Below are 24,965 nucleotides of genomic sequence, written 5' to 3'. Positions count from 1 at the left end.
GCGATCTTCAAGCCGACTCTAGCGTTCCCCGGTTGATGCAACAAGCAATTTTTCGGTGCCGGGATGGTCGACCCAGACTTAGGCATCCCTGTGGCCGGATAAAAGACCCTCCGGCCGGTCGAAACACAGGACTCGGTCATGACCGGCAAGATCGCGGGTCAGCCCGCGCTCGCGATAGCCGGCGGCGCGCGCGAGCTCCGTGACGGCCGCCGCCTGATCGTAGCCGATCTCGAGCACGAGCAGGCCGCCCGGGGCGAGACGCGCGCCCGCGCCGTCCAAGATCCGCCGGTAGGCGTCGAGTCCGTCGGTGCCGCCGTCGAGGGCGGCCTCCGGGTCGTGGCCGCGGACCTCGCGCTCCAGGGTCGCGATCACGGCGCGGGCGATGTAGGGCGGGTTCGAGACCACGAGGTCGAAGCGGCCTCGCAGGGCGTCGCACCAGTCGCCGGCGACGAAGCGCGCCCGGTCGTCGACGGCGTTCAAGACGGCGTTGTCCCGGGCGACGCGCAGGGCCCCCTCGGAGCGGTCGAGCCCGACGCCGGTGGCCCGCGGCCGCTCGGACAGGAGGGCCGTCAGGATGCAGCCCGTCCCGGTCCCGAGGTCCAGGCAGCGGAGCGGCGCGGCGCGCTCGGGCCGCACCGCCAGCGCGACCTCGACCAGGATCTCGGTGTCCGGGCGCGGCACGAGCGTGTCGGGGCCCAGCCGGAACGGCAGGCCCCAGAACTCCCAGGCGCCGAGGATGCGGGCGACCGGCTCGCCGGCGAGCCGCCGGGTCAGCGCCGCCGCGAGGGCGGCCGCACCCGCCGCGCCGACGCGGCGATCTCCCTCGATCAGCAGGTCGCGGGTCTCCAGGCCGAGGAGGCCGAGCAGCAGGAACCGGGCATCGCCCGTCGCCTCGGCGACGCCACCGGCGTGCAGGCGCGCCGTCAGCGCGCGCAGCGCCTCGCGGCGGGTCAGGTCCTGCATCACGTCCGGCGTCACGGCGCGGATCAGGCCATGCCCTCGGCGGCCAGCAATTCCGCCTGGTGCTCGGTGATGAGGGCGTCCACCACCTCGTCGAGGGCGGTCCCGGCCATCACCTCCTCGAGCTTGTAGAGGGTCAGGTTGATCCGGTGGTCGGTCACGCGGCCCTGCGGGAAGTTGTAGGTCCGGATCCGCTCGCTGCGGTCGCCGGAGCCGACCTGCGCCTTACGGTCGGCCGCCCGGGCCGAATCCTTGGCGCTGCGCTCGGCGTCGTAGAGCCGCGCCCGCAGGAGCGCCATGGCACGGGCCCGGTTCTTGTGCTGCGACCGCTCCTCCTGGACGAAGACCACGATGCCGGTCGGCAGGTGCGTGATCCGGATCGCCGATTCCGTCTTGTTGACGTGCTGGCCGCCCGCGCCCTGGGCCCGCATCGTGTCGATCTTCAGGTCCGCGTCGTTGACGTGGATGTCGACCTCCTCGGCCTCCGGGAGCACCGCGACGGTGGCGGCGGAGGTGTGGATCCGGCCCTGCGTCTCGGTGTCGGGCACGCGCTGGACCCGGTGGGCGCCGCTCTCGAACTTGAGGCGGGCGAACACGCCCCGGCCCTTCACCTCGGCCACGACCTCGCGGAAGCCGCCGACCGTGCCCTCGCTCTCGGAGATCACCTCGACCCGCCAGCCCTTCGACTCGGCGTACTTCGCGTACATCCGGAACAGGTCGCCGGCGAACAGCGCGGCCTCGTCGCCGCCGGTCCCGGCGCGGACCTCCAGGATCGCGCTCTTCTCGTCGGCGGCGTCCTTGGGCAGGAGCAGCAGCTGGAGGCCCCGGTGGGCGGCCTCGAGCGCCTCCTGCGCCTCCGGCTTCTCCTCGGCGGCGAGGGCCCGCATCTCCGGATCCGTGCCGGGCTCGTCGATCAGGGCCTCGACGCCCGCGAGGTTCTCCAGGGCGGCGCGGTAGGCGCGGATCGCCGCCACGACCGGGTCGAGGTCGGACAGCTCGCGGGAGAGCTGGACCACCGTCTCGGGATCGATCTCGCCGGAGGCGAGCTGCGCGGTGACGATGTCGTGCCGCGCCAGGATGGCGTCGAGGCGCTCGGTGGGAAAGGGGATCATCGCCCGTGTTTCTGCAGGTCTGCGCGTGCGGTTGCGGGCCGGGCGCGCGTCTCGTCCTGCGGGACGGAGCTGCGTGGCTTGGAGGGTGTAGGACCCGGCAGGACGTCCCCCAAATCCACGCCTCGTCCGTCCGAGAGCGGAAGCCGCGGCGCGTCGACCGAAATCGTCGTGGCGTTGCCGTACAACCCCGGCCGAATGTTCGGCAAGGGTCGCGTTCGCGCTTAGATAGGGATGCCGTGCGCGTGCGCGAAGGCCGTCAGCGCCGGGCGCAGGGAATCGCCGTCGTGCATCCGCGCCATCTCGGCGTCGATCAGCGCGGCGATCGCGGCCGCGTCGAGGCTCAGCACCATCGCCTTGACCGGGCCGATGGCGGCCGGCGACATCGACAGCTGTCGGTAGCCGAGGCCGATCAGCGCCATGGCGTCGAGGGGCCGGCCGCCGATCTCGCCGCACACCGTCACCGGGCAGGAGGCTGCGTTGGCCCGCTCGGCGATCAGACGGAACGCGCGCAGCGCCGCGACGCTCAGCGGATCGAACCGGTCGGCGACCCGCCGATTCTCGCGGTCCACCGCGAACAGGAACTGCATCAGGTCGTTCGAGCCGACCGAGAGGAAGTCGGCCTCCTTGGCGATCTCGTCGATCTGGAACAGGAGCGACGGCACCTCGATCATCGCGCCGAGGCGGCAATCGGTCGGGAGCCGGTAGCCGTGGCGCTTGAGGTAGGCCTTCTCGCGCTCGACGATGCCGCGAGCGCGCACGAACTCGTCCACCGTGGCGACCATCGGGAACATGATCTTGAGCGGGTCGCCGTCGGCGGCCTTCAGGAGGGCGCGCAGCTGCATGCGCAGCAGCGCCGGCCGGTCGAGGCCGATGCGGATCGCCCGCCAGCCCAGCGCCGGGTTCTCCTCCTCGAGCTTGGCCATGTAGGGCAGGATCTTGTCGCCGCCGATGTCGAGGGTGCGGACCGTGACGGACTTGCCGGCCGAGGCCGCGAAGACCTTGCGGTACAGCTCCTCCTGCTCGGCCGCCGACGGCATGCGCTGCGCCACCATGAACTGCAGCTCGGTGCGGAACAGGCCGACGCCCTCGGCCCCCGTCTCCTGCAGGTGGCTGAAATCCACCAGCAGGCCGGCGTTGAGGTGCAGGCCGACGCGCACGCCGTCGCGGGTCTGGGCCGGGACGTCGCGCAGCGCCCGGTACTGCTCCTGCCGGCGGGCGCGCAGGCGCACCATCTCGGCGTAGGCGGCCTCGACCTCGGGACCGGGCCGGACATGGATCTCGCCGGCCACGCCGTCGACGATGATCGCGTCGCCGGCGTCGCACAGGGCGGTGGCGTTCTCGACCTCGCCCACAGCCGGGATGCCGAGCGCCCGGGCGACGATGGCGACGTGGCTGGTCGGACCGCCCTCCTCCAGGACGATGCCGCGCAGGGTCGAGGCCTCGTAGTCCAGGAGCGCCGCCGGGCCCATGGTGCGCGCCACCAGGATGGCGTTCTCGGGCAGCACCAGGGCGCCGGCCGCCTCGGGGCCGATCAGCGTGCGCAGGACGCGGTTGGCGAGGTCGTCGAGATCGTGCAGCCGCTCGCGCAGGTACGGATCCGATTGCCGCATCATCCGGGCGCGGTTGTCCGACTGGACCCGCTCGACCGCGGCCTCCGCGGTCAGGCCCGAGCCCACGGCCTCGCGCATCCGGCGGAGCCAGCCCTTGTCGTGGGCGAACATCCGGACGGTCTCGAGCACTTCGCGGGACTCCGCCGTGCCGATCCGGTCGCCGCGCTCCACCAGGGCGTCGATCGCCGAGCGGACCTCCTCGATCGCCGCGTCGAGGCGCGCGACCTCGCGCTCGACGTTCTCGGCGATCAGCGTCTTCACCACGACGCGGGGCTCGTGCAGCACCACGTAGCCGAGGCCGATGCCGTCCGCGAGGGCGATGCCCCGGGCCAGGACCGGGCGGCGGGCCGCGGTGCCGGCGTCCGGCGCGAGCCCCTCCAGCTCGCCCGAGGCGATCATCTCCGAGAGCACCATGGCGGTGGTCTGGAGCGCCTCGATCTCCTCCTCGGAGTAGACGCGGTAGGTCTTGTTCTGGACCGTCAGGACGCCGAGCGTGTTGCCGGCGCGCAGCAGCGGCACGCCCAGGAAGGCGTGGTAGGCCTCCTCGCCCGTCTCAGGCCGGTACGAGAAGGCCGGGTGGTTCTGGGCGTCCGAGAGCGAGAGCGGCTCCGCCGTGCGCGCGATGAGGCCGACGAGGCCCTCGTCGGTGCGCATGCGGGTCTGGTGCACCGCCTCGCGGTTCAGACCTTCCGTGGCGAACAGCTCGAGGGTGTTGTCGTCGCGCAGCACGTAGACCGAGCAGACCTCGGCCACCACGTTGGCGGCGATCAGGACGACGATGCGGTCGAGGCGCGCCTGGGGGCTGACCGGCTCCGCCATCGCTTCGCGGAGGCGGCGCAGCAGCAGGCGCGGGCCTCCGGGCGCAGCGGGCATCGGTTCGTCGTTCCAGCGTCGGTGAGCGGCCTTGGCGTCGACCACCCTGCAACCTTGGCGCCAGACCCGGGACGGCCGGCGCCGGATGGACCGGGTCGCTGGTCCCAGAGGCGTTCTGGGATCGGCGGATCGGCCCGTGACTGTTCAGTTCACACCACGCGCCCCGCTCGAACCCGCGTCCCAGGCTCAGGCCTGATCCAGGCCGTATAGCGAGTGAAGCGTGCGCACGGCAAGCTCCGTATAGGCGGCGTCGATCAGCACGGAGAACTTGATCTCCGAGGTGGTGATCGCGCGGATGTTGATGCCCTTCTCGGCGAGCGCCCGGAACGCCTTGGCGGCGACGCCCGCGTGGCTGCGCATCCCGACGCCGATCGCCGACACCTTCACCACGTCGGTGGCGCCCTCGATCTGCGCGTAGCCGATCTGCGCGCGGGCCTCGTCGAGGATCTTCCGGGCCCGCTCGTACTCGGCGGACGGCACCGTGAAGGTCATGTCGGTGGTCGACTGGTCGCCCGACACGGTCTGGATGATCATGTCCACGTTGATGTTGGCATCCGCCAGCGGCCCGAAGATCGCGGCGGCGACGCCCGGGCTGTCCTTGACCTTGCGCAGGGTGATCTGCGCCTCGTCCCGGGAGAAGGCGATCCCGGTGATGATGTGCTGTTCCACGATGTCGTCCTCGTCGCAGATGAGGGTGCCCGGGCGCGCGGCGTCCGGCGGATCGAAGGAGGACCGGACCGTGGTCGGCACCCGGTGGACCATGGCGAGCTCTACAGAGCGGACCTGCAGCACCTTGGCGCCCAGCGAGGCCATCTCCAGCATCTCCTCGAAGGTGACCCGCTCCATGCGACGGGCCTTCGGGACGATGCGCGGATCGGTGGTGTAGACGCCGTCGACGTCCGTGTAGATGTCGCAGCGCTCGGCCCCGATCGCGGCCGCCACGGCCACCGCGGAGGTGTCGGAGCCGCCGCGGCCGAGCGTCGTGACGCGGCCGGTCTCGTCGTGGACACCCTGGAAGCCGGCGATGACCGCGACCTCGCCCTTGGCGAAGCCCGCCTCGAGATTCTTCGGGTCGATGTCGGCGATGCGGGCCGATCCGTGCGCGTCCGACGTCACGACCGGGATCTGCCAGCCCTGCCAGGAACGGGCCTTGAGCCCGTCCTTCTGCAGGGCGATCGCCAGGAGGCCGGCGGTGACGAGTTCGCCGGACGCCACGACGGCGTCGTACTCGCGCGGATCGTAGATCGGGTTCGCGTCCTTGACCCAGTCGACCAGTTCGTTGGTCTTGCCCGACATGGCGGACACGATCACGGCGACGTCGTAGCCGGCCGCCACCTCGCGGGCGACGTGGCGCGCCACGTTGCGGATGCGGTCGACGTTGGCGACGGAGGTGCCGCCGAATTTCATCACCAGACGGGGCATGGTCTCTCGGTCGCGGGTTCCCGGTGGCGATTGGACGGGCCGCTGCAGCCCCGTCCGGACGGTGCCCGGCGGGTACAAGCGGCCCGGAGGAGTGTCAACAACCGGCCAAGCATGGCGCCCGCGCGCCGCGGCGACTTCCGGGCGATCGCCGTGCTAGAGCGCGAGCACGATGCAGGCACGAAACCGCGCGGCGGATCCCGGCCGCCGGCATGAGGACGGAACACGCATGGACAGGTCAGCCACGGACCGGGTCACGGAAGGGTTCGTCGACCGCGCCGAGGTCGCGCGCTTCGACGCGCTCGCCGCCACGTGGTGGGACGAGACCGGCCCGATGCGCGTCCTGCACCGGTTCAACCCGGTGCGGCTCGCCTACATCCGCGACGCCCTCTGCCGGCGCTTCGGTCGCGACCCGAAAGCCCCCTTCCCGCTCGACGGGCTGACGATCTGCGACGTCGGCTGCGGCGGCGGCGTTCTCTCGGAGCCGCTGGCCCGTCTCGGCGCCCGGGTGACCGGGCTCGACCCGGCCGAGCAGAACGTCGCGGTCGCCCGAACCCATGCCGAGGCGGCCGGGGTGCCGGTGGATTACCGCGGGCAGACCATCGAGGCGGTGGTCGCCGGCGGCGAGAGCTTCGACGCGGTGCTGATCATGGAGGTCGTCGAGCACGTCTCCGACATGCCGGCCTTCGTGCGGACCGCCTGCGCGGCGGTGAAGCCCGGCGGCATGCTGTTCGGGGCCACCCTCAACCGGACGCTGCGCTCCTTCGCGCTCGCCATCGTCGGCGCCGAGTACGTGCTCGGCTGGCTGCCGCGCGGCACGCACGACTGGGAGAAGTTCGTGACGCCGGACGAGCTCGCCCGCGCGATCCGGGCCGGCGGCCTCGACGTCACCGACACGGTCGGCGTCGTCTACAACCCGCTGACGGACGGGTGGCGCACCGGCCGCGACAAGGCGGTGAACTACATGGTCGCGGCCGAGCGGTCGGCGTGAACCGGTCGCGTCCGCCGCCGTTGCCATCGCGGCGGAGGACGCGGCGATGCTCGAGAAGATTCCCGGTGTGCTCGGCGAGGCGCTGTCGGGGCTGAAGGCGGGCCTGGACAAGACGACGTCCCGCGCTGACTTCCCCGACGTGCCCGAGACCGTGACGCTGTCGAGCCCGGCCTTCGCCGACGGGGCGGACTTGCCCGCCCGCTTCACGGCCGACGGCGCGGGCGTGTCGCCGCCCCTCGCCTGGAGCGGGCTGCCGGCGGGCACCGCCGCCCTCGTCCTCCTCGTGGAGGATGCGGGCAGCCCGACGCCCCGGCCGCTGGTCCATCTCATAGCCTGGTCGGTCCCGCCGGAACCCGCCGGCCTGTTGGAGGGTGCGCTGCCGGGTCCCGGCCACGCGGGCACCGTGGAGGCCGTGGGCCGGAACAGCTTCCTGCGCGCGGAATGGCTGCCGCCGGACCCGCCCACCGGCCACGGGCCGCACCCATACCTCTTCCAGATCTACGCGCTGCGGCAGCCCCTCGCCCTTGCCGAGGCGCCGGGCCGCGGCGCGCTGATCGAGGCCATGCGCGGTCAGGTCCTCGCGAAGGGGATATTGACCGGCGTTTACCATCGTCCCTGATCCGGCCGATACCGATGCGATACAGCTCAGCCCTGCAGAACTCGCGCGTTGTGCCGCATTCGTGATCTCAGTATTGTGTCGACCAACGAAGCGGTCTGGGCAGACCGCCTGAAAATGGCTGGAGATCGGGCCTGTGGGCGTCGGCGTGCGCACGAAGCGGCGGGGCGGCAGCAGTGTGGCGCGCGCGCTCGCTGTGTCGGATGTCGGGACTTGGACCTGGCACATCGCCGACGATGTTCTCCGGTGCGACCCCGTCGCGGCGACGATGCTGGGCCTGCCCCGAACGAAGAGCGGCAGCGGGACGACTTTCGGGGCCTTCCTCGACCGCATCCACCCGGAGGATCAGCGGCGGATCGCGTCGATCCTCGACGACCTCCGCCGGCAGGGCGGCCTGTACATCGCGCAGTACCGGACCGTGCCGGAGCCGGGCGAGGTCCGGTGGATCCTCGCGCGCGGCCGCTTCATCCTCGACGCGCAGGGCGGCGTCAGCGAGGCCCACGGGATCGTCATCGACGTGACCGAGCGCGGCCGCGACGGCTTCCTCGACGAATCCGCCTTCTGCGCGACCGACGTGGCCGCCGGCGGCATCGACCGGGTCGCCGAGATGGCCCTGGCCCTCTACAACGCCGCCGAGGACGGCCTGCCCCAGCCGGGGTTCGAGCGCCTGAAGCCGCTGCTCGACGTGCTGCTGCACGAGATCGGCCGGCAGCTCGTGCTCGCGCCGGCCGTGCCGGATCTCGACAGGGTTCACTGAGCCGCCCCGCCTCCGCTCGATGCCCGTCGCGCCTTGCCTTCCGGGGGCGAATCCTGATATGGCCGCGCCATCCCGCGATGCGTGAGCCGTGATCGCCGGACGCGACGCCGCGTCCAGCCTCGTGACCACGTTCCCGACACCCTACACAACGGACGGCCCTCCGGGCTCGAGAGACCCATGAAGATCCGCAACTCCCTCAAGTCCCTGCGTGGCCGCCACCGCGACAACCAGCTCGTGCGCCGCAAGGGCCGGGTCTACGTGATCAACAAGACCCAGAAGCGCTTCAAGGCCCGCCAGGGCTGAGGCAGCTCCGCCCGGTCAGGCCGGGTCGGACGACGATCGACGTTGGGACGGCCGTACCCGAAGGGGCGCGGCCGTTTCCGCATGCGCGCGGCACCGCGGCACGTTGACGGATCCCGGGCCGGCGCACAGTCTGGCCGCATGACGCCGACCCGCCTCCTCGCCGCCCTGGTCTGCCTGTCGGGCCTCGCCCTGGACATCCCGGCGGCGCGGGCGGCTCCGGAGACCGGGCGTCCCGGCCGCACCGCTCCCGAGGGGAAGCCGGCCCCCAAGCCGCCGAGCCTCGACGACCTGTTCGCCCGCCTGCGCGCCAGCGAGGACCCGGCCGAGGCCAAGGGCATCGCCCGGCTGATCGAGCGGCGCATGGCCGGGTCGGGCAGCCCGACCGCCGACCTCCTCACCGACCGCGCCCGGCAGGCGGTCACCGCACACGACTTCCCCCTGGCGGCCGAGCTGATGGACCGCGTCACCGCCCTCGAGCCGAACTGGTCGGAGGGCTGGAACCGGCGCGCGACGGTGTTCTGGCTCCTGTCCGACAAGGACGACGCCCTGGCGGACCTGCAGCGGGCCCTGGTGCTGGAGCCGCGCCACTTCGAGGCCTGGGCCGCGATGGGCCGGATCTACGAATCGCTCGACGACAAGGCGCGGGCGCTCGCCGCCTTCCGGCGGGCGCGGGCGCTCTACCCGCAGATGGAGAAGATCGGCGAGGCGATCAACCGCCTCACTCCGGAGGTCGACGGCCGCGACCTGTGAGCCGGGTGACCGCCGTCCTCCTCACCCTCCTGGCCCTGCCCTTCGCCCTCGCCGGGCTCGTCCTCGCGGCCGGCGCGCTGGCGACGCTGGCCATCACCCTGCGGGTCGGCGCCGCCCACCCGCCGGCAGGCCCGTTCGTGGCGGTCACCGGCGGCCGGCTCGCGACCCTGCAGGACGGGCCGGCCGACGGACCGCCCGTCGTGCTCCTGCACGGCGCCTCGGCCAACGCGTCGGATCCGATGGAGGGGATCGGCCACCGGCTCGCGGCGCGGGGTTTCCGGGTCATCGCTTTCGACCGGCCGGGCTTCGGCTGGAGCGAGCGGATCGGTGGCGACGCCGCCGCGCCCCCCGCGTCGCAGGCCGGACTGATCGCGGAGGCGCTGGAACGGATGGGTGTCGGCCCGGCGCTCGTCTTCGGCCATTCCTGGGCCGGCGCCCTGGCCCTCGCCCTCGCGCTGGATCACCCGGACCGGGTGTCGGCCCTCGCCCTCGCGGCGCCGGTGGCGATGCCCATGCCGGACCGGATGCCCGATCTGCCCTGGTACTGGCGGCTCGCCGTGACCCCGCCGGTGGCGTGGCTGCTCAGCCGGACGGTCGGGCCGCCCATCGCGCAGCACTACCTGCCCGAGGCGGCGCGCCGGGTCTTCCAGCCGCAACCGCCGCGTGCGGATTACCCAGACCTGGCGCGGTCGGACCTGGTCCTGCGGCCCGCAACGCTGCTCGCCAACGTCCAGGACCTGCTCGGTTTGCCGCTTGCCCTCGCGGCGCAGAGCCCGCGCTACGGCGCGATCCGCGTGCCCACCGTGGTGATATCCGGCGAGGCGGACCCGATCGTCCGCGCCGACACGCAGGCGGTGCCGCTGGCCCGCGCGATCCCCGGCGCGCGGCTGGTGCTGCTGCCGGGCATCGGCCACATGCTCCAGTACGTCGCCGCCGATCGGGTCACCGAGGAGGTGGCCCGGCTGGCCGGCGCGACGGGCGCGGCCGGCCCGGAGCCGGCCGTCGCGCACTGACACGCCGGCCGGTCCCGCTCTCGTATCCCGGTGGCGTCAGGCCTTCTCGGCGTGCTCGCGGGTGATGAAGGTCAGCCGCACGAGGTTGGTGGCGCCCGGCGTGCCGAACGGCAGGCCGGCCACGACGATCACCCGGTCCCCCACGGCGGCGAACTTCTCGCGCACGGCGAACTTGGCGGCGCGGAACGACATGTCGTCCACGTCGCTGGCGTCCTTGGTGACGATCGGGTGCGTGCCCCAGGCCAGGGCGAGGCGCCGGGCGGTCTCGCGCCGCGGCGTCAGGGCGATCACGGTGGCGTTCGGGCGCTCGCGCGACAGGCGCAGGGCCGTCGAGCCGGAATTGGTCCAGGCCATGATCGCGTCGAGACTCAGCGCGTCGACCATCTGGTGCGCCGCCGCCGCGATGGCGTCGGCGGCCGTCTCGTCCGGGGTCGCGCTCTGCGCCCGGATGATCGACCAGTAGATCGCGTCCCGCTCCACCTGCTCGGCGATCCGGTTCATGGTCTCGACCGCCCCGATCGGGTGGGCGCCCGAGGCGCTCTCCGCGGAGAGCATCACGGCGTCCGCCCCCTCGTAGACCGCCGTGGCGACGTCGGAGACCTCGGCCCGGGTCGGCACCGGCGCGGTGATCATCGATTCGAGCATCTGGGTGGCGACGACCACCGGCTTGCCGTAGCGCCGAGCGCCGCGGGTGATGCGCTTCTGAACGCCCGGCACCTGCTCCAGGGGCATCTCCACGCCGAGATCGCCGCGGGCGACCATCAGCCCGTCGGAGATCTCGATGATCTCGTCGAGGCGTGCCAGCGCCTGCGGCTTCTCGATCTTGGCCATCACCAGGGCGCGGCCGGCGCAGACCTTCTTCACCTCGGCCACGTCCTCGGGGCGCTGGACGAACGACACGGCGATCCAGTCGGCGCCGGCGTTCAGGCCGGCATCGAGGTCGGCCCGGTCCTTGTCGGTCATCGCCGGCACCGGGATCACGGTGTGCGGCAGGGACACGCCCTTCCGGTTCGAGATCCGGCCGCCGACCTCGACGCGGGTCACGGCCCGGTTGTGCGCCGTCTCGAGCACGGTCAGCCGCAGCTTGCCGTCGTCGACCAGGATGGCGTGGCCCGGCTCCAGCGCCTCGAGGATCTGCGGATGCGGCAGGTGGCAGCGCGCGGCGTCGCCGGGGGTCGGGTCGCCGTCGAGCACGAAGGTGGCACCGGCCTCGATCATCGCGGCGCCCTCCGCGAAGGTGCCGAGCCGCAGCTTGGGTCCCTGCAGGTCGACCAGGATGCCGATCGGCCGCTTGGCCTCGCGCTCGATGGTGCGGATCGCCTCCACCTTCTCGGGCAGCTTCTCGCGCGGGAGGTGGCTCATGTTGAGCCGGAATACGTCGACGCCCGCGCGGAACAGCCGCTCGATCATCTCCGGCGAATCGGAGGCCGGACCGAGGGTGGCGACGATCTTCGTGCGGCGTGACCGTTTCAAGCGTATTTCCTCCGTGTTCTCGTTGCCGCGCGGCGTCGAGCGCCGGCGGTTGAAAGATCTGGCTCAGGGAGCGCAGATCGGCTGTGAGCATCTCGGGCCGGACAGCGTCAAGACCGCGGTCTCGGCCGCCGCCTTCACATTACGGTTTCGCCGGCGCGTCCGGCCGGTTCGGATCCGTGAGCTGGATGGTCCAGCTCTTCTGCTCGCCGGTGTCGACTTCGAAGAAGCCGTTGCGGTCGTAGCCGCGGGCGAGACAATCCTCGATGCCGCGAATCGTGAACTCCGAATCGCGGGTGCACATCAGCGAACGGCCGCTCCACTCGCCGCCGCGCGTGTAGTCGACCGCGAAGACGTAGTAGAACCGCGCCGCCAGCGCGCCCTTGAGCAGCGTCTCGCAGGCCTTCGGCGCCAGATCCCACCAGCCCTCCGTCACCCAGCCCTGGGGATCGCGGTAGCCCAGCGAGATCCCGACCTTGCTGGCGGTCTGGTTGCACAGGCGCAGGTCCGCCCGGGCGGGGCTCGCGCCGAGGAGCGCGAGGCCGAGGACCGTGACTGCCGGGAGGAGCTGAGCCGCCGAGACGCGAGAGCTAATTGACGAGGATGATGCGGCAGTCGTTGACATTGGTATAGGTCGGACCGGGGTTCACGAGGTCGCCGAGGGCCGCGAAGAAGGCGGTGGAGTCGTTCTGCTCCAGCATCGCGGCCGGGTCGAGGCCGGCGGCCCGGGCCCGTTCGAGGGTCGTGGGGTCGACGAGGCCGCCCGCCGGGTCGGTGGAGAGGCCCCGCCCGCCGTCGGTCCCGTCGGTGTCGGCGCTGATGCCGAAGATGCCGGGCTCGCCGTCGAGCGCGACCGCCAGCGCCAGGGCGTATTCCTGGTTCGGGCCGCCATGGCCCTCGCCGCGGATGGTGACGGTGAGTTCGCCGCCGGAGATCAGCGCGACGCGCTTGCCGGCCGCCTTGTGGCGCTTGGCCTCGGCCGCGTGCTCGGCCGCGACCTCGCGGGCCTCGCCCTCCAGGTCGGCGCCCAGGAGGATCGGCTCGTAGCCGGCCGCGCGGGCCGCCTCGGCGGCGGCGTTCAGGGCGTCGATCGGCCGGGCGATGATGCGGTACTCGGCGCGGGCGAAGGCGGGATCGCCGGCCTTCGGCGTCTCGTTGTTGGGGTCGTTCAGGAGGCGCACCGCCTCCTCGGGCAGCGGGATGCCGCGCTTCTCGCAGATGGCCCGGGCATCGGCCAGGGTCGACGGATCGGGCATGGTCGGCCCGGAGGCGATCACCGCCGGATCGTCGAAGGGCACGTCGGAGATCGCCAGCGTCAGGACGCGCCGGGCATTGCGGGCCGCGAGGGCCAGGCGGCCGCCCTTGATCCGCGAGATGTGCTTGCGCACCGTGTTGATCTCGCCGATCGGCGCGCCGGAACGGAGCATCGCCCGGGTGATCGCCTGCTTCTCGATCAGCGTGAGGTCGCCGGCGGGGGCGATCCAGTTGGCCGAGCCGCCGCCCGAGAGCAGCACCAGGACCTCGTCGTCGGGCCCGGCCTCGGTGGCGAGCCGCAGCGCTTCGCGGGTCGCCGAGATGCCGGCCTCGTCGGGGACCGGGTGGCCCGCCTCGACCATGTGGATCCCCGGCGCTTCCTGCCCGTAGCCGTGCCGCGCCACCGCGAGGCCGACGATCCGGTCGTCACCCAGCCCGTGCTTCTGCCGGTAGAAGCGGCTCGCCACGGCGCTCATGCTGCCCGCGGCCTTGCCGGCGGCCAGGATGATCAGGCGGCCCGGGCTCGGCTCCGGCAGGTGCGGCGGCAGGCAGAGATCCGGATGGGCGGCGCGGATCGCGGCCGTGAGGATCGAATCGAGGAGCGCGCGCTGGTCCCGGGTGGCCGCGTCGGTGACGGGCGGAACGGTGTCGGTCATGGCGTCGAACGGGCTCCTCTCTCCATTGTGTCGCGCGATCCCCGCCCGTTTCTTCCCTGGGCGGCGGGCCCGTTTCTTGCCGTGAGCGCACGATCCTTGATAGGTGATCTGCCCGAGCGGCCGCGCGACGGCAAGCGCCATCGGTGCCCTCGCACAGATCTGAAGACCTCTCTGAAGACCTCGGAGCCCCGTGACCCGACCGGAGACAGAATCGGCCGTCCCGCCCGCGCATCCCTGCGAGATCATCCCCGGCGACCCCGCCTGCGGCCTCGTCATCGCCTGCGACCACGCCTCGAACTTCGTGCCGCCGGACATCGCGCTCGGCGTGCCCGCGTCGGAATACGCCCGGCACATCGCCTACGACATCGGCGCGGCGGCGGTGACGCGGAGCCTCGCGGCGCAGCTCGGCGCCCCGGCGATCCTGACGAACTTCTCCCGCCTCATCATCGACCCGAATCGCGGGCGCGCCGATCCGACGCTGGTGATGCGCCTGTCCGACGGCGCCGTCGTGCCGGGCAATGCCCGGATCGACGAGGCCGGGAAGCAGGCCCGGATCGCGCGGTTCTACGCGCCGTTCGACGCGGCCATCGACGACGCGATCGCCGCCGCCCAGGCTGCGGGCCGGCCGCCCGTGCTCCTGACCATGCACAGCTTCACGCCCTACTGGCGCGGAATCGCGCGGCCCTGGCAGGTCGGGATCCTGTACGACCGGGACGACCGCTTCGCCCGCCCGCTGATCCGCGCGCTGGAGGCCGATCCGGCCGGGCTCACCGTCGGCGACAACGCGCCCTACGGCGGCGGCCTGCCGGGCGACACGATCGACCGCCACGCCACCGCGCGCGGCCTCGCGAACGCCCTGGTGGAGATCCGCCAGGACCTGATCGCCGGCGCGGACGGCCAAGCGGAGTGGGCGGCGCGCTTCGCCCGCGTGCTGCGCCCGCTGCTCGCGGCTTGATCTCCGCCGGGCCGACCCCGAAATCGGGTGTGGCCCGCCCGACCCGAAGAGAGTTGCGACCGATGAGCGAGATCGATCCCAGGACCCAGACGGAACTCGAGGCCGCGGTCTTCCGCCGCCTCGTCGCGCATCTGCGCAACCGGACGGACGTGCAGAACATCGACCTGATGAACCTGGCGGGCTTCTGCCGGAACTGCCTGTCGAACTGGCTGAAGGACGCCGCCGACGAGACGGGCGTCGCGCTGACCAAGGACGAGAGCCGCGAGGCGGTCTACGGGATGCCCTACGCCGAGTGGAAGGCGCGCTTCCAGACGGAGGCGAGTGCGGAGCAGCAGGCGGGCTTCTCGGCCGCGCAGGCCAAGGACCATTGATCAAGGACCATTGATGCGGCGGCCGGACGGCGGCGAATCGGCTAAGCTTCCGGTAAGGCGCGCCCGTTAACCACGGGTCCAGGGCGCAACCGCGCCGTGCATTCGGGAGAGCCCCATGAACGCCCATTCGATGCCCACCGCCGCGCAGCGGCCCGGCGGCGACGTCTCGTCGGCCGAGGGCGTGGCCGCGGACGAGCTGAAGCAGTTCATCGAGCGCCTAGAGCGTCTCGAGGAGGAGAAGGCCGGCATCATGGGCGACATCAAGGAGGTGTTCGCCGAGCTGAAGGGCCGGGGCTTCGACGCGAAGGCCGTCCGGACGATCCTGCGCATCCGCAAGCAGGACCACAGCGAGCGCCAGGAGCAGGAGGCGATCCTCGAGCTCTACATGCAGGCCCTCGGCATGGCGTAGCCGGACCGGGCGGCGAGAAGTCCGCCCATTTCGCGCCCGCGTGCCCGACGGAACCGCACCGCGGCGGCGGCCGGAAGCGGGACGATGCGACGGTCGGTACCAGCAGGCGGATATCGGTGACGCCTGACCCGCTTCCGGCCGTCGATGACCGGAATGGTCGCGGCGCTCAACGAGCGGCCGCGAAGCCTCTCGGCTATGAACAGCCGGCCCGCGCACGCAGTGCGGACACGTCGCGGACGGAAGGTCCGCACCACCGATCCGCGTCACGATCCCGAGCCGTGACGGATCCTCGGGACCGTGTCCCGAGGATCCGTCGGACAGAGCCCCCTCCCCCAGCGGGAGAGGAAACAGTCTCAGGCGGCGCGCTTGGCGCGGTTCAGCAGCTTACGATTGACGAGCACCTCGGCGATCTGGATCGCGTTGAGGGCCGCGCCCTTGCGCAGGTTGTCCGAGACGCACCAGAAGTTCAGGCCGTTCTCCACCGTCGCGTCCTCGCGGATGCGCGAGATGTAGGTCGCGTCCTCGCCGGCCGCCTCGTGGGGGGTCATGTAGCCGCCGTTCTCGCGCTTATCGATCACCAGCACGCCGGGGGCGGCGCGCAGGATCTCGGTCGCCTTCTCGGCGGTGAGCGGCTGCTCGAACTCGACGTTCACCGATTCCGCGTGACCGATGAAGACCGGCACGCGGACGGCGGTCGCCGTCAGCTTGATCTTCGGGTCGAGCATCTTCTTGGTCTCGGCGACCATCTTCCACTCTTCCTTCGTGTAGCCATCCTCCATGAACACGTCGATGTGGGGGATGACGTTGAAGGCGATGCGCTTCGTGAACTTGCCGCCCTGCTTGATCTCGCCGGCGGTGAACACGGCGCGGGTCTGGTTGAACAGCTCGTCCATCGCCTCCTTGCCGGCGCCGGAGACCGACTGGTAGGTCGACACGACGACGCGCTTGATCGTGGCCGCCTCGTGGAGGGGCTTCAGCGCGACGACCAGCTGGGCGGTCGAGCAGTTCGGGTTGGCGATGATGTTGCGCTTGGTGAAGCCCACCACCGCGTCGGCGTTCACCTCGGGCACGATCAGCGGCACGTCGGCGTCGTAGCGGAACGCCGACGAGTTATCGATGACCACGCAGCCCTGCTGGCCGATGCGGGGCGACCACTCCTTCGACGCCTCGCCGCCGGCCGACATCAGGCAGATGTCGGTGTCGGAGAAGTCGTACGTGTCCAGCGTTTTGACCTTGAGCGTCTTGTCGCCGTAGGAGACTTCCTGACCCTGGCTGCGGCGCGAGGCCAGCGCCACGACCTCGTCGGCGGGGAAAGCCCGCTCGGCCAGGATATCGAGCATCTCGCGGCCCACGTTGCCCGTGGCGCCGACGACGGCGACCTTGTAACCCATCTCTCGTCTCCGCGCGGAAAACCCCGACCGATCCGGGTGCCGCGCCTGTGCCAGTACAATCGGCCGAAGGATCGTTCGTGCCGGACGCGCCCGCCAAACGGGCGCGGCCGCAGACCCCGTCCTCCGCGGAGGTGGGGGCGACGGCCGGGTCGAGCAAGGCGCGCAAGGGCGCGTGCTGTCAAGGCCGCCGACGGCGCAACACTCGATTCACCCTGCCTCCGGAAACCCGGTGACGGTCTCGGGCCGGCAGAGGGAATTCAATCCTTCGGCGCGACGCTGGCGTCCACCCCGCGGCCTCCCGCCGCCACGGAGCACGACCCTGACCGGAACAGCGCCCCTCGTCGATCGGATCGGGCTCGGCGTGCCGGGCGGCCGGGCCGCGCGCGCGCCGGACGCCCCGGTCTCCCCGGGATCTCTCGGCCTGCGCATCGCCCTCGCCGCGGCGGCGATTGCCGTCCTGTGGGCCCTCCCCCGCTGGCCCGGCGAGAACCCGACCTCCGCGCCCGCGCCGCCGCCGGCCGCGGAGACCGCCTTCGTCCCGTCGGTCCAGGCCTCGCCGGCACCGCCCGCGGCCTCGGTCGCCCAGTTCGGGCTCGCGGAACCCGGGCTCGATCCGGTGCGCGTGTCCGCCCGCGTCGATCCGCGGACCGGGCTGCGCGAGGACACCCTCATCCGGGGCGACGTCGCGGCGATCGAGGCGCCGGTCCTGCGGGTCCAGCTCACCCGCGGGCCCCGCTCGGGCGCACCGCCGACGCTCTTCGTCCTCATGGCCCGGCGCGCCGCGAACGGTCCGGCCCTCGACCGGCCGGCCCTGGCGGTGGCCCGGACCGGCGCCCGCGATCAGATCCGCACGAAGTTCGGTGCGGTCGAGACCCTGGAGGTGACCTTCGCGGGCCCCGCGCAGCGGACCTGCACCGGCTTCGTCACGCGCGACACGGCTTTCCAGCTCGACGGATGGCTCTGCGCGCCCCTCGCGCGCCCGCCGGAGCCGCAGGCCCTCGGCTGCATGCTCGACGCGCTGAGCCTCGTCGACCTCGCCGATGCCGCCACGACGGCGGCCTTCTCGGTCGCGCCCGATCCGGCGGGCGCGTGCCCGGCATCGGCCGCGAGAGAGCCTCCCGGGAGGGTCGGATCGTTAATCCGGCGGCCGCAAAATAAAAAATGAGGCCGGAGTGTGGCAAAACGCACAAGCTCAGCCATAAGGGCGGAACAACAGCCTCGCCCAAGCGTCTTATCGTCAAAGGCGGCGAACTGTTAAGCTTCGGTCGCCATACTGATGGCACTCAAGGACAAGGTTGGCCATGCGCTCGCTCAAGATCGCCCTTCTCGGCGTCGTCGCCGCCACCGGCCTCGGCGCCCTGGCCTCCGCGCCCGCCCAGGCTCAGGATGGCTACGTCCCCGGCCCGATCTACCGGGTCAGCCGGCCGCTCCCGATCCGAGTGCGCCCGCGCAGCTGGCTCGATGCCGGTAACGTGCCGCTGACCTCGAACGTTCCGGGCGCCGGCGGCTCGCGCAACCCGGCCCTGAACCCCTACCTGATCGCGGCGTCCAACCAGCTGACCCCGCCCTACGGCCCGACGGACCGCTTCGGCCGCGGCATCCTGCCGGATCCGATCACCAACGGGCCGTTCATCGGCGCCCGTTCCTCGGCGATCCGCAACGTCGACCTCTCCTTCGTCGACCGGCTGGACCCGACCTCGCCGCTCTACGGCCGCCCCTACTGAGCGGCCCGGCAAGGCAGCATCACGTTCACGAAGCGCGGGTCCTCGGGCCCGCGTTTTTCGTTGGCGGGCATGCCCGGCCACGCCTTCACCGGGGCCGGATATCCTGTATGCCAAGTGCCGCGGGAGCGCGTGGGCTGCCGAGACCGGGAACTGAGCGATGAAGCCGTTCGACTGGGTGACCGGGTATCCGTCGCTGCGGATGCCGATGTTCGGGCGCAACTGCGTGGCGACCTCGCACGCGCTGGCGGCGCAGGCCGGCATCCAGATGCTCCAGGCCGGCGGCAACGCGGTCGATGCCGCGATCGCCACGGCGGCCGCTAAGACCGTCACCGAGCCGTGCAGCAACGGTCTCGGCTCCGACGCCTTCTGCATCCTGTGGGACGGGAAGGCGCTGCACGGCCTCAACGCTTCCGGCGGGGCGCCGGCCGCCTGGAGCCGGGACTACTTCCTGAAGAAGTACGGCGCCGGCGAGCGGCCGCCGATGCGCGGCTGGGACTCGGTCACCGTGCCGGGCGCGGTCGCCGCCTGGGCGGCGCTGAGCGAGCGCTTCGGCCGCCTCCCCTTCGCCGACCTGATGCAGCCCGCGATCCGCATCGCCGAGCGGGGCTACCTCGCGCCGGTGGTGGTCCAGCAGAAATGGGCGGCCGCGGCCCGGATCGAGGCGATCACCCGCCAGCCGGGCTTCTCGGAGTTCTTCCTGCCGCGGGGCCGGGCGCCGGATGTCGGCGAGCTGGTGACCTTCCCGGGTGCCGAGAAGACCCTTCGGCTGATCGGCGAGACCAAGGGCGAGGCCTTCTACCGGGGCGAGATCGCCGAGGCGATCGCCGCGCACGCGCGGGCCAACGGCGGCGCGATGACCGCCGCCGACCTCGCGGCGTTCCGCCCCGAATGGGTCACGCCGACCGCGAAGGACTATCACGGCTACACGCTGCACGAGATCCCGCCGAACGGCCAGGGTATCGCGGCGCAGATCGCGCTGGGCCTCCTCGAGCAGTTCGACCTCGGCGGCCTGCCGGTCGATGGGCCGGAGTCGCAGCACCTGCAGATCGAGGCGATGAAGCTCGCCTTCAGCGACACCTACCGGTACGTCGCCGACCCCCGCGGGATGGAGGTGACGCCGGAGGCCATGCTCGACCCAGCCTACCTCGCGGAGCGCGCCAAGCTGATCGACCGGAATCGCGCCCAGGTCTTCGGGCCGGGCAAGCCGCCCGCGGGCGGCACGATCTACCTCACCGCGGCCGACGAGTCCGGCATGATGGTGAGCTTCATCCAGTCGAACTTCATGGGCTTCGGCTCCGGCGTGGTCGTCCCGGGCTGGGGCATCTCCCTGCAGAATCGCGGCTACGGCTTCGTGCTCGTTCCGGAGAGCCCCAACGTGGTGGCGCCCGGCAAGCGCCCGTTCCACACCATCATCCCGGGCTTCCTCACGAAGGACGGAGCCCCGGTGATGAGCTTCGGCGTGATGGGCGGCAACATGCAGCCGCAGGGGCACGTCCAGACCCTGGTGCGGATGATCGACCACGGCCAGAACCCGCAGGCGGCCTGCGACGCGCCGCGGTGGCGGGTGAACGAGGGCCTCGACATCAACGTCGAGGCGGCGATGCCGGGCGCGACCCTGGAGCGCCTGAAGGCCCTCGGCCACGAACTCGAGGTGATCGAGGACAGCTACCAGGATTTCGGCGCTGGCCAGTTCATCTGGCGGATGGGCGATCCGGCCGTCGAGGGCTACGTGGCCGCGAGCGACCCGCGCCGCGACGGGCAGGCCGTGGTCTGGTGACGCGCTACTTGACCTGCACGCTGTCCACCACCTGGCGGAACTTGGCGAGGACGCCGTCGCGCTGATCCTGCCGCACGACGCCGAGGGCGCGGACGTAGCCGTCCGGTGCGAACCGGATGGTCTGCATGACCACGACGGGCTGGTTGGTCGGCTGATCGAGGGCGCGGGCCACGATCTCGTGCCAGTCGACGCCGTTCGAGCGGTAGCTCTGCGCCCGCTCGATGACGAAGTCCTTGAGGGTCTGATTGGACGCCAGGGCGGCGCGGGCGAAGCCGTCCCGCTGCTCGGCCCCGGGCGGCTGCTGCACGGCCTGCGCGAGGACGAGGATCGGCTGTTCCAGATTCTGCATCTGGTCCTTCGGGCCGCTGGTGAGGAGGACCGAGTTGCCGGCCATCACCCGCACGGGCCGGAAGCCCGCCATGTCGGCGATGCGGAAGGGCAGCGCGTCGACCTGCTGGGTCAGCGACAGGGCCGGCCGGAGGGTGACGCCGGTCACCATCTTGCGCATCGAGGCCTCGGTCTCGGCGTCGGGCAGCGCCTGGGCGATGATCAGCCCGGTCACGGTCGGTGTGCCAACCACGAGGATCCACTTCCGGATAGCCGGCGCGGACGAGCCGGGATCGGCGGGCTGCTCACCGGTGTAGAGCATGCCCTCGTTGTCGCCGATCTTGACCTCCTCGCGCTTCTCGACCGCGAAGCCTTGGCTCAGCAGGTTGGCGTCGGTGAAGCCGCTGACGAGCTCCGCGAAGGCGTTCGCGGGCAATTCGACGACCGACACGGTCGCGCCACCCTCTTTCCGCTCGAAGCCCGAGAAGCGCCGCGACAGCGACATGTCGGCGGGCGGGTCGAAGCCGAAGCGCGAGCCCGCGGGATAGACGGGATCGCCGGCCCGGGCGGCCGAGCCGAGGCTGGCCGCCAGCGCGGCTGCGCATAGAACCCGTCCGAGACGCAGCGTCAGGTTGCGCATCCGCATCGAAAACCGGTTCTCCTGGTGGACCCAACTTTGGGTTAGTCCGCACCCGATGGGTCTGCCGGGCGACCTGTTCTGTCAAGCCGGCAACGCGGCGCGCCTGCGTTCACGATGAAGGGAAAGCGCGAGCGCGGCGGCGGCGCCGATCCCGACGCCGTAGGCGAGGAGATTCCACGGCGAGAAGATGGAGCCGAGGAGGAGCTGACCCGGCAGGGTCGTCCGGAAGGCGTCGAAGGCCGGCGTGTGGACGAGCCGGCTGCTCTCGATGAGCGCGGCGGCCGCGAAGGCGGCGATCAGGCAGGTGCGCAGGCCCCAGCTGCCGGGTCGCAGGGCCGCGACCAGAAGGAACAGCATCGCCCCCCACAGGATCCCGCCGCCGTAATGGTGGATCGCGAGCGGCAGGCCCCAGTGCGGCACGCGCAGCAGCAGGCCGAGGGCGATCACCGCGGCCGCGAGGCCGAGATGGGTCGCGCGGGCCATCGGCAGCTCCCGACGCGCGGGCGCGGCCAGCACGGCCGGCCAGGTCGCGATGCCGTTCACCCGCGCGACCAGCGTGTAGGACACGATCATCAGCAGGAACCAGGACGAGAGCTTGGCCACCGGGACGATGGACCAGTGCTGCCGCTGGTTCGGGTAGAGCCACGTGCCGGACAGTGTGCCGAGATTCTCGGCGAACCAGATGAACAGCGCGACGAGCAGCAGGCCGAGCAGGAGCGGCATGGTGCGGTGCTCCCGCCAGACCTTGAAGTACACGGTCGCGGGGGCGAAGGCCGCGACCGCGACCGCGATGAGTCCGACACGCAGGTCGATGCCGCGATGATCGATGAGGAAATTGACGTAGATCGCCACCGACAGGACCGCGAGCAGGCGCAGGCTCGGGTGCCGCGTGAACCGGAAATCGAACAGGCGCCAGACGCGGGCGAGATAGCTGCCGACCGCCGCGTACATGAAGCCCGTGAACAGCGGGACGCCGCCGAGCCGGAACAGGTTCGCCTCCGGGTAGACCCAGCTGCCGATCGCGGTCTTGTGGATCTCCATGGCCGTACCGATGACGTGGAAGACCAGGATCACCCGGGCCTCCGACCACGTCTCCATCCGCAGCCGCAGCATCGCGACCTGGAGCACGAGGGCGGCGAGGAACAGCGCGTCGTACCGGGCGACGGGCGCGTGGGCCGGCCAGACGAGGCGCGTGCCGAGCATGAGCGCCAGGAGCAGGCCGCCGAACAGGCAGGCCCAGCCCTGCTTGAGCCCGAACCGGACGAACTCGTAGAGCCCGGCCGTGACGCGCCCGCGCGCCAGGACCGCCTCCTGGAGGCGGGCCTCGGCCGCGACGAAGCCGGCGAGCGCCGGCCACTGCGCTGCCGCGCTGACGCGCCCGCCGGGGATCGCCGGCGGCATCGCGGTCGGCACCGGCTCCGGATCTCGCTCGCGCGTCATGGCGTGTCGCGCATCATGGCGTGGCCGGCACCGTGACGCGTCGCAGGGTGAGATTGCAGCGGCCGCCCGGCGGCAGGAACCCGGGCCCGTCCGCCGCTTCCAGCAGGTCGCCGTCCGGGTAGAGCCGGTCGATGCCGTGGAAGACGAGCCGCGCGGCGCCACCCATCACCAGTGCGTCGCCGGCCTGCAGCCGGACCGAGCGGGTCGGGTCCGACCGGCTCAGGCCGCCGTAGCGGAACAGGGCCGCCGCGCCGAGGGACAGCGACACGACCGGCGCGGCGAGATCCGCCTCGTCGCGGTCCTGGTGGAGGCCCATGCGGGTCCCCGGCGCGTAGATGTTGACGAGGCAGGCTTCCGGCGGAGCCGGATAGGCCGCCAGCGTCTCCCAGGCCGCGCGGGCGGTCGGCGGCAGGGCCGGCCAGGGTCGACCGGTCTCGGGATGGTGCGGCTGGTAGCGGTAGCCCACGACGTCGGAGACCCAGCCGAGGGGTCCGGCATTCGACATCCGCACCGAGAACGGCTTGCCGGTGCGGGGCATGCGCGGCGTCACGGGCGGCGCCTCGGCGAGAACCGCGGCGATCTCCGCGGCGAGCCGCGCGCGGGCCGCCGCGTCGAGGAAGCCCGGATGGTGGATCAGGCCCGGTCCGAGTTCCGTCGCCACTCAGCGGTCCGCGTCGACGACCTGCTCCAGCACGGTCTTGGAGGCGACCGTGGTGTCGGCGTTCAGGCGGTAGACCAGCGGCACGCCGGTCCGGATCTGGAGATCGGGCACCTGCGCCTCGGTCAATCCGTCGAGGACCATCACCAGGGCGCGGAGCGAGTTCCCGTGGGCCGCCACCAGGACCCGCTGGCCGGCCATCACGCGCGGCAGGATCGTCGCGACGTAGCAGGGCAGAACCCGCGCGGCCGTGTCCTTCAGGCTCTCGCCGCCGGGCGGCCGCACGTCGTAGCCCCGGCGCCAGGCGTGGACCTGCGCGTCGCCCCAGCGGGCGCGGGCCTCGTCCTTGTTGAGGCCGGAGAGGTCGCCGTAATCGCGCTCGTTGAGGGCGCGCTCGCGCAGGACCGGGATCTCGGACAGGCCCATCTCCTCGAGGATCAGCGCACAGGTGCGCTGCGCGCGGACCAGTTCGGAGGTGAAGGCCACGTCGAACCCGTAGCCGTCCCTCTTGAGGCCGCGCCCGGCGGCCCGGGCCTCGGCGACGCCGCGTTCGGTGAGGTCCGGGTCGCGCCAGCCGGTGAACAGGTTCTTCAGGTTCCACTCGCTCTGGCCGTGCCGGACGAGGATGAGGAGCCGCTCCATCGCCGTCGCGCCGCCGGTCACAGGCCGAGCACGTCGGTCATGGTGTAGAGCCCCGGCGGCTTGGGATGCGCCCAGAGCGCGGCCTTGACGGCGCCCGTGGCGAACAGGCCCCGGTCGGCGGCGTGGTGGCTGATCGTCAGGCTCTCGCCGGTTCCGGCGAAGATCACGCTGTGGTCGCCGACGACGCTGCCGCCCCGCAGGGTGGCGAAGCCGATATCGCCCGGCCGGCGGGCGCCGGTATGCCCGTCCCGGGTCGAGACCCGAACCGCCTTCAGGTCGACGCCGCGGCCCTCCGCGGCGGCCTCGCCGAGCATCAGCGCGGTGCCGGAGGGGGCGTCCACCTTCATGCGGTGGTGCATCTCGGCGATCTCGATGTCGAACTCGTCGCCCAGGGCCTTGGCGACCCGCCGGACCAGCGCGGCCATCAGGTTGATGCCGAGCGACATGTTGCCCGACTGCACGATGCGGGCGTGGTACGAGGCCGCCTTCAGCTTGACGAAATCGTCCTCCGAGAGGCCGGTCGTGCCGACGACGTGGACGATGCGCGCCTGGGCGGCGAGCTCGGCGAAGGCGACCGTGGCGGCCGGCGCGGTGAAGTCGAGGACGCCGTCGGCGCCCGCGAAGGCCGTGAGGGCGTCGTCGGTGACGGGAACGTCGAGGGGTGGCAGCCCGGCGAGGACGCCGGCGTCCTCGCCGAGCGCCGGCGAGCCGTCGCGCTCGATCGCCGCTGAGAGCGTGCAGCCCTCGGCCTGCGCCACCGCGCGGATCAGCATCCGCCCCATGCGCCCGTCGGCGCCGACCACCACGAGCCGCATCCCGTTCCCCAGCTTGCCGTCTCAGGCGGGCA

The 24,965-nt window shown here is 72.1% G+C and carries 25 protein-coding genes and 1 pseudogene; 12 read left to right on the top strand and 14 right to left on the bottom strand.

The genetic code is table 11. The features are described 5' to 3' along the window. Positions 1 to 78 precede the first annotated feature (78 nt). From prmC to H288_RS0105075, 4 genes are all read right to left on the bottom strand, one after another. Positions 79 to 978, bottom strand: a complete 900-nt coding sequence (gene prmC, locus H288_RS0105090) for a peptide chain release factor N(5)-glutamine methyltransferase (RefSeq protein WP_020091508.1) — start codon at positions 976 to 978, stop codon at positions 79 to 81. Positions 979 to 986: 8 nt separating this feature from the next. Further along, entirely contained in the window at positions 987 to 2,072 is a 1,086-nt protein-coding gene (gene prfA / locus H288_RS0105085) for a peptide chain release factor 1 (RefSeq protein WP_020091507.1), read from the bottom strand. Between the two features lie 221 nt (positions 2,073 to 2,293). Then, positions 2,294 to 4,555 (bottom strand): phosphoenolpyruvate--protein phosphotransferase, encoded by a 2,262-nt coding sequence (ptsP, locus tag H288_RS0105080; RefSeq protein ID WP_020091506.1) that lies wholly within the window; start codon positions 4,553 to 4,555, stop codon positions 2,294 to 2,296. A gap of 186 nt (positions 4,556 to 4,741) precedes the next feature. Then, positions 4,742 to 5,977, bottom strand: coding sequence for an aspartate kinase (locus H288_RS0105075; RefSeq protein ID WP_020091505.1), 1,236 nt, complete (start codon positions 5,975 to 5,977; stop codon positions 4,742 to 4,744). Between the two features lie 226 nt (positions 5,978 to 6,203). Here H288_RS0105075 and ubiG point away from each other — a divergent pair, with 226 nt between their 5' ends. The 6 genes from ubiG to H288_RS0105045 all read left to right on the top strand — a co-directional run bounded on the left by ubiG (position 6,204) and on the right by H288_RS0105045 (position 10,404). After that, positions 6,204 to 6,965 (top strand): bifunctional 2-polyprenyl-6-hydroxyphenol methylase/3-demethylubiquinol 3-O-methyltransferase UbiG, encoded by a 762-nt coding sequence (ubiG, locus tag H288_RS0105070; RefSeq protein ID WP_020091504.1) that lies wholly within the window; start codon positions 6,204 to 6,206, stop codon positions 6,963 to 6,965. A 46-nt stretch (positions 6,966 to 7,011) separates the two neighbouring features. Beyond that, entirely contained in the window at positions 7,012 to 7,584 is a 573-nt protein-coding gene (locus tag H288_RS0105065) for a YbhB/YbcL family Raf kinase inhibitor-like protein (RefSeq protein WP_020091503.1), read from the top strand. Positions 7,585 to 7,759: 175 nt separating this feature from the next. Further along, complete coding sequence (locus H288_RS0105060; protein ID WP_234741227.1) at positions 7,760 to 8,338, top strand: PAS domain-containing protein; 579 nt, start codon at positions 7,760 to 7,762, stop codon at positions 8,336 to 8,338. A 177-nt stretch (positions 8,339 to 8,515) separates the two neighbouring features. Continuing rightward, a complete protein-coding gene (ykgO, locus tag H288_RS0105055) occupies positions 8,516 to 8,641 on the top strand; it encodes a type B 50S ribosomal protein L36 (protein ID WP_003601867.1) in 126 nt (41 codons plus the stop codon). Between the two features lie 138 nt (positions 8,642 to 8,779). Further along, entirely contained in the window at positions 8,780 to 9,391 is a 612-nt protein-coding gene (locus tag H288_RS0105050) for a tetratricopeptide repeat protein (RefSeq protein ID WP_012317156.1), read from the top strand. After that, on the top strand, positions 9,388 to 10,404 hold the full coding sequence (locus H288_RS0105045) for an alpha/beta hydrolase (protein ID WP_020091501.1): 1,017 nt from the start codon (positions 9,388 to 9,390) through the stop codon (positions 10,402 to 10,404). The genes H288_RS0105050 and H288_RS0105045 overlap by 4 nt, the downstream gene beginning before the upstream one ends. Before the next feature lie 36 nt (positions 10,405 to 10,440). On the opposite strand, the gene pyk is transcribed toward H288_RS0105045, so the two are convergent. From pyk to H288_RS0105030, 3 genes are all read right to left on the bottom strand, one after another. Continuing rightward, positions 10,441 to 11,877: a pyruvate kinase gene (pyk, locus tag H288_RS0105040; protein WP_020091500.1), complete on the bottom strand. Its 1,437-nt coding sequence runs from the start codon at positions 11,875 to 11,877 to the stop codon at positions 10,441 to 10,443. A gap of 139 nt (positions 11,878 to 12,016) precedes the next feature. Next, a complete protein-coding gene (locus tag H288_RS32125) occupies positions 12,017 to 12,499 on the bottom strand; it encodes a DUF1036 domain-containing protein (protein ID WP_026604677.1) in 483 nt (160 codons plus the stop codon). Then, positions 12,465 to 13,784: a glycerate kinase gene (locus tag H288_RS0105030; RefSeq protein WP_020091498.1), complete on the bottom strand. Its 1,320-nt coding sequence runs from the start codon at positions 13,782 to 13,784 to the stop codon at positions 12,465 to 12,467. The genes H288_RS32125 and H288_RS0105030 overlap by 35 nt, the downstream gene beginning before the upstream one ends. 190 nt (positions 13,785 to 13,974) lie before the next feature. Between H288_RS0105030 and H288_RS0105025 the strand changes: the two genes are divergently transcribed. The 3 genes from H288_RS0105025 to H288_RS0105015 all read left to right on the top strand — a co-directional run bounded on the left by H288_RS0105025 (position 13,975) and on the right by H288_RS0105015 (position 15,519). Then, the gene (locus H288_RS0105025; protein WP_020091497.1) at positions 13,975 to 14,739 is read left to right on the top strand and encodes an N-formylglutamate amidohydrolase; all 765 of its coding nucleotides are present in this window, start codon (positions 13,975 to 13,977) and stop codon (positions 14,737 to 14,739) included. A gap of 62 nt (positions 14,740 to 14,801) precedes the next feature. Beyond that, the gene (locus tag H288_RS0105020) at positions 14,802 to 15,110 is read left to right on the top strand and encodes a DUF1244 domain-containing protein (RefSeq protein ID WP_020091496.1); all 309 of its coding nucleotides are present in this window, start codon (positions 14,802 to 14,804) and stop codon (positions 15,108 to 15,110) included. 130 nt (positions 15,111 to 15,240) lie between these two features. After that, positions 15,241 to 15,519: a DUF2312 domain-containing protein gene (locus H288_RS0105015; protein ID WP_026604676.1), complete on the top strand. Its 279-nt coding sequence runs from the start codon at positions 15,241 to 15,243 to the stop codon at positions 15,517 to 15,519. Between the two features lie 353 nt (positions 15,520 to 15,872). On the opposite strand, the gene H288_RS0105010 is transcribed toward H288_RS0105015, so the two are convergent. Continuing rightward, positions 15,873 to 16,910 carry an aspartate-semialdehyde dehydrogenase gene (locus tag H288_RS0105010; RefSeq protein WP_020091495.1) on the bottom strand — a complete coding sequence of 346 codons (1,038 nt, stop codon included), beginning with the start codon at positions 16,908 to 16,910 and terminating at the stop codon, positions 15,873 to 15,875. A 361-nt stretch (positions 16,911 to 17,271) separates the two neighbouring features. Here H288_RS0105010 and H288_RS0105005 point away from each other — a divergent pair, with 361 nt between their 5' ends. The 3 genes from H288_RS0105005 to H288_RS0104995 all read left to right on the top strand — a co-directional run bounded on the left by H288_RS0105005 (position 17,272) and on the right by H288_RS0104995 (position 20,411). Next, positions 17,272 to 18,075: a hypothetical protein gene (locus H288_RS0105005; RefSeq protein WP_020091494.1), complete on the top strand. Its 804-nt coding sequence runs from the start codon at positions 17,272 to 17,274 to the stop codon at positions 18,073 to 18,075. A gap of 136 nt (positions 18,076 to 18,211) precedes the next feature. Beyond that, positions 18,212 to 18,634: a hypothetical protein gene (locus H288_RS0105000; protein ID WP_020091493.1), complete on the top strand. Its 423-nt coding sequence runs from the start codon at positions 18,212 to 18,214 to the stop codon at positions 18,632 to 18,634. 157 nt (positions 18,635 to 18,791) lie between these two features. After that, a complete protein-coding gene (locus H288_RS0104995) occupies positions 18,792 to 20,411 on the top strand; it encodes a gamma-glutamyltransferase family protein (RefSeq protein WP_020091492.1) in 1,620 nt (539 codons plus the stop codon). A 4-nt stretch (positions 20,412 to 20,415) separates the two neighbouring features. Here the strand turns inward: H288_RS0104995 and H288_RS0104990 are convergent, their stop codons facing one another. The 6 genes and pseudogenes from H288_RS0104990 to dapB form a co-directional block, all read right to left on the bottom strand. After that, positions 20,416 to 21,384 carry a hypothetical protein gene (locus H288_RS0104990; protein WP_020091491.1) on the bottom strand — a complete coding sequence of 323 codons (969 nt, stop codon included), beginning with the start codon at positions 21,382 to 21,384 and terminating at the stop codon, positions 20,416 to 20,418. Positions 21,385 to 21,459: 75 nt separating this feature from the next. Then, on the bottom strand, positions 21,460 to 21,861 hold the full coding sequence (locus tag H288_RS35855) for a DUF2809 domain-containing protein (protein ID WP_042675207.1): 402 nt from the start codon (positions 21,859 to 21,861) through the stop codon (positions 21,460 to 21,462). Between the two features lie 54 nt (positions 21,862 to 21,915). Continuing rightward, positions 21,916 to 22,779: pseudogene (locus tag H288_RS35850) on the bottom strand (DUF817 domain-containing protein); the annotation flags it as partial. A 52-nt stretch (positions 22,780 to 22,831) separates the two neighbouring features. Further along, positions 22,832 to 23,479, bottom strand: coding sequence for an alpha-ketoglutarate-dependent dioxygenase AlkB (locus H288_RS0104980; protein WP_020091489.1), 648 nt, complete (start codon positions 23,477 to 23,479; stop codon positions 22,832 to 22,834). Beyond that, positions 23,480 to 24,118, bottom strand: a complete 639-nt coding sequence (locus tag H288_RS0104975) for a 2,3-bisphosphoglycerate-dependent phosphoglycerate mutase (RefSeq protein ID WP_026604675.1) — start codon at positions 24,116 to 24,118, stop codon at positions 23,480 to 23,482. It lies immediately after the preceding gene. 17 nt (positions 24,119 to 24,135) lie between these two features. After that, positions 24,136 to 24,933, bottom strand: a complete 798-nt coding sequence (gene dapB / locus H288_RS0104970; protein WP_020091487.1) for a 4-hydroxy-tetrahydrodipicolinate reductase — start codon at positions 24,931 to 24,933, stop codon at positions 24,136 to 24,138. Between the last annotated feature and the right edge of the window lie 32 nt (positions 24,934 to 24,965).

It is taken from the genome of Methylobacterium sp. 285MFTsu5.1 (assembly GCF_000383455.1).
Classification (GTDB): domain Bacteria; phylum Pseudomonadota; class Alphaproteobacteria; order Rhizobiales; family Beijerinckiaceae; genus Methylobacterium.
The sequence above is the reverse complement of the archived record's forward strand: the minus strand, read 5'-3'. Positions and strand labels throughout refer to the sequence as shown.

What these genes read in the sequence shown, in the direction of transcription:
- ptsP (WP_020091506.1), bottom strand. Translation starts at nt 4,555, where the DNA reads ATGCCCGCTGCGCCCGGAGGCCCGCGCCTGCTGCTGCGCCGCCTCCGC.
- H288_RS32125 (WP_026604677.1), bottom strand. Translation starts at nt 12,499, where the DNA reads ATGTCAACGACTGCCGCATCATCCTCGTCAATTAGCTCTCGCGTCTCG.
- H288_RS0104990 (WP_020091491.1), bottom strand. Translation starts at nt 21,384, where the DNA reads ATGCGGATGCGCAACCTGACGCTGCGTCTCGGACGGGTTCTATGCGCA.
- H288_RS0105075 (WP_020091505.1), bottom strand. Translation starts at nt 5,977, where the DNA reads ATGCCCCGTCTGGTGATGAAATTCGGCGGCACCTCCGTCGCCAACGTC.
- H288_RS0105030 (WP_020091498.1), bottom strand. Translation starts at nt 13,784, where the DNA reads ATGACCGACACCGTTCCGCCCGTCACCGACGCGGCCACCCGGGACCAG.
- H288_RS0105050 (WP_012317156.1), top strand. Translation starts at nt 8,780, where the DNA reads ATGACGCCGACCCGCCTCCTCGCCGCCCTGGTCTGCCTGTCGGGCCTC.
- ubiG (WP_020091504.1), top strand. Translation starts at nt 6,204, where the DNA reads ATGGACAGGTCAGCCACGGACCGGGTCACGGAAGGGTTCGTCGACCGC.
- H288_RS0105010 (WP_020091495.1), bottom strand. Translation starts at nt 16,910, where the DNA reads ATGGGTTACAAGGTCGCCGTCGTCGGCGCCACGGGCAACGTGGGCCGC.
- H288_RS0105020 (WP_020091496.1), top strand. Translation starts at nt 14,802, where the DNA reads ATGAGCGAGATCGATCCCAGGACCCAGACGGAACTCGAGGCCGCGGTC.
- H288_RS35855 (WP_042675207.1), bottom strand. Translation starts at nt 21,861, where the DNA reads ATGGCCCGCGCGACCCATCTCGGCCTCGCGGCCGCGGTGATCGCCCTC.
- H288_RS0105065 (WP_020091503.1), top strand. Translation starts at nt 7,012, where the DNA reads ATGCTCGAGAAGATTCCCGGTGTGCTCGGCGAGGCGCTGTCGGGGCTG.
- H288_RS0105000 (WP_020091493.1), top strand. Translation starts at nt 18,212, where the DNA reads ATGCGCTCGCTCAAGATCGCCCTTCTCGGCGTCGTCGCCGCCACCGGC.
- H288_RS0104995 (WP_020091492.1), top strand. Translation starts at nt 18,792, where the DNA reads ATGAAGCCGTTCGACTGGGTGACCGGGTATCCGTCGCTGCGGATGCCG.
- dapB (WP_020091487.1), bottom strand. Translation starts at nt 24,933, where the DNA reads ATGCGGCTCGTGGTGGTCGGCGCCGACGGGCGCATGGGGCGGATGCTG.
- prfA (WP_020091507.1), bottom strand. Translation starts at nt 2,072, where the DNA reads ATGATCCCCTTTCCCACCGAGCGCCTCGACGCCATCCTGGCGCGGCAC.
- ykgO (WP_003601867.1), top strand. Translation starts at nt 8,516, where the DNA reads ATGAAGATCCGCAACTCCCTCAAGTCCCTGCGTGGCCGCCACCGCGAC.
- H288_RS0105015 (WP_026604676.1), top strand. Translation starts at nt 15,241, where the DNA reads ATGCCCACCGCCGCGCAGCGGCCCGGCGGCGACGTCTCGTCGGCCGAG.
- H288_RS0104975 (WP_026604675.1), bottom strand. Translation starts at nt 24,118, where the DNA reads ATGGAGCGGCTCCTCATCCTCGTCCGGCACGGCCAGAGCGAGTGGAAC.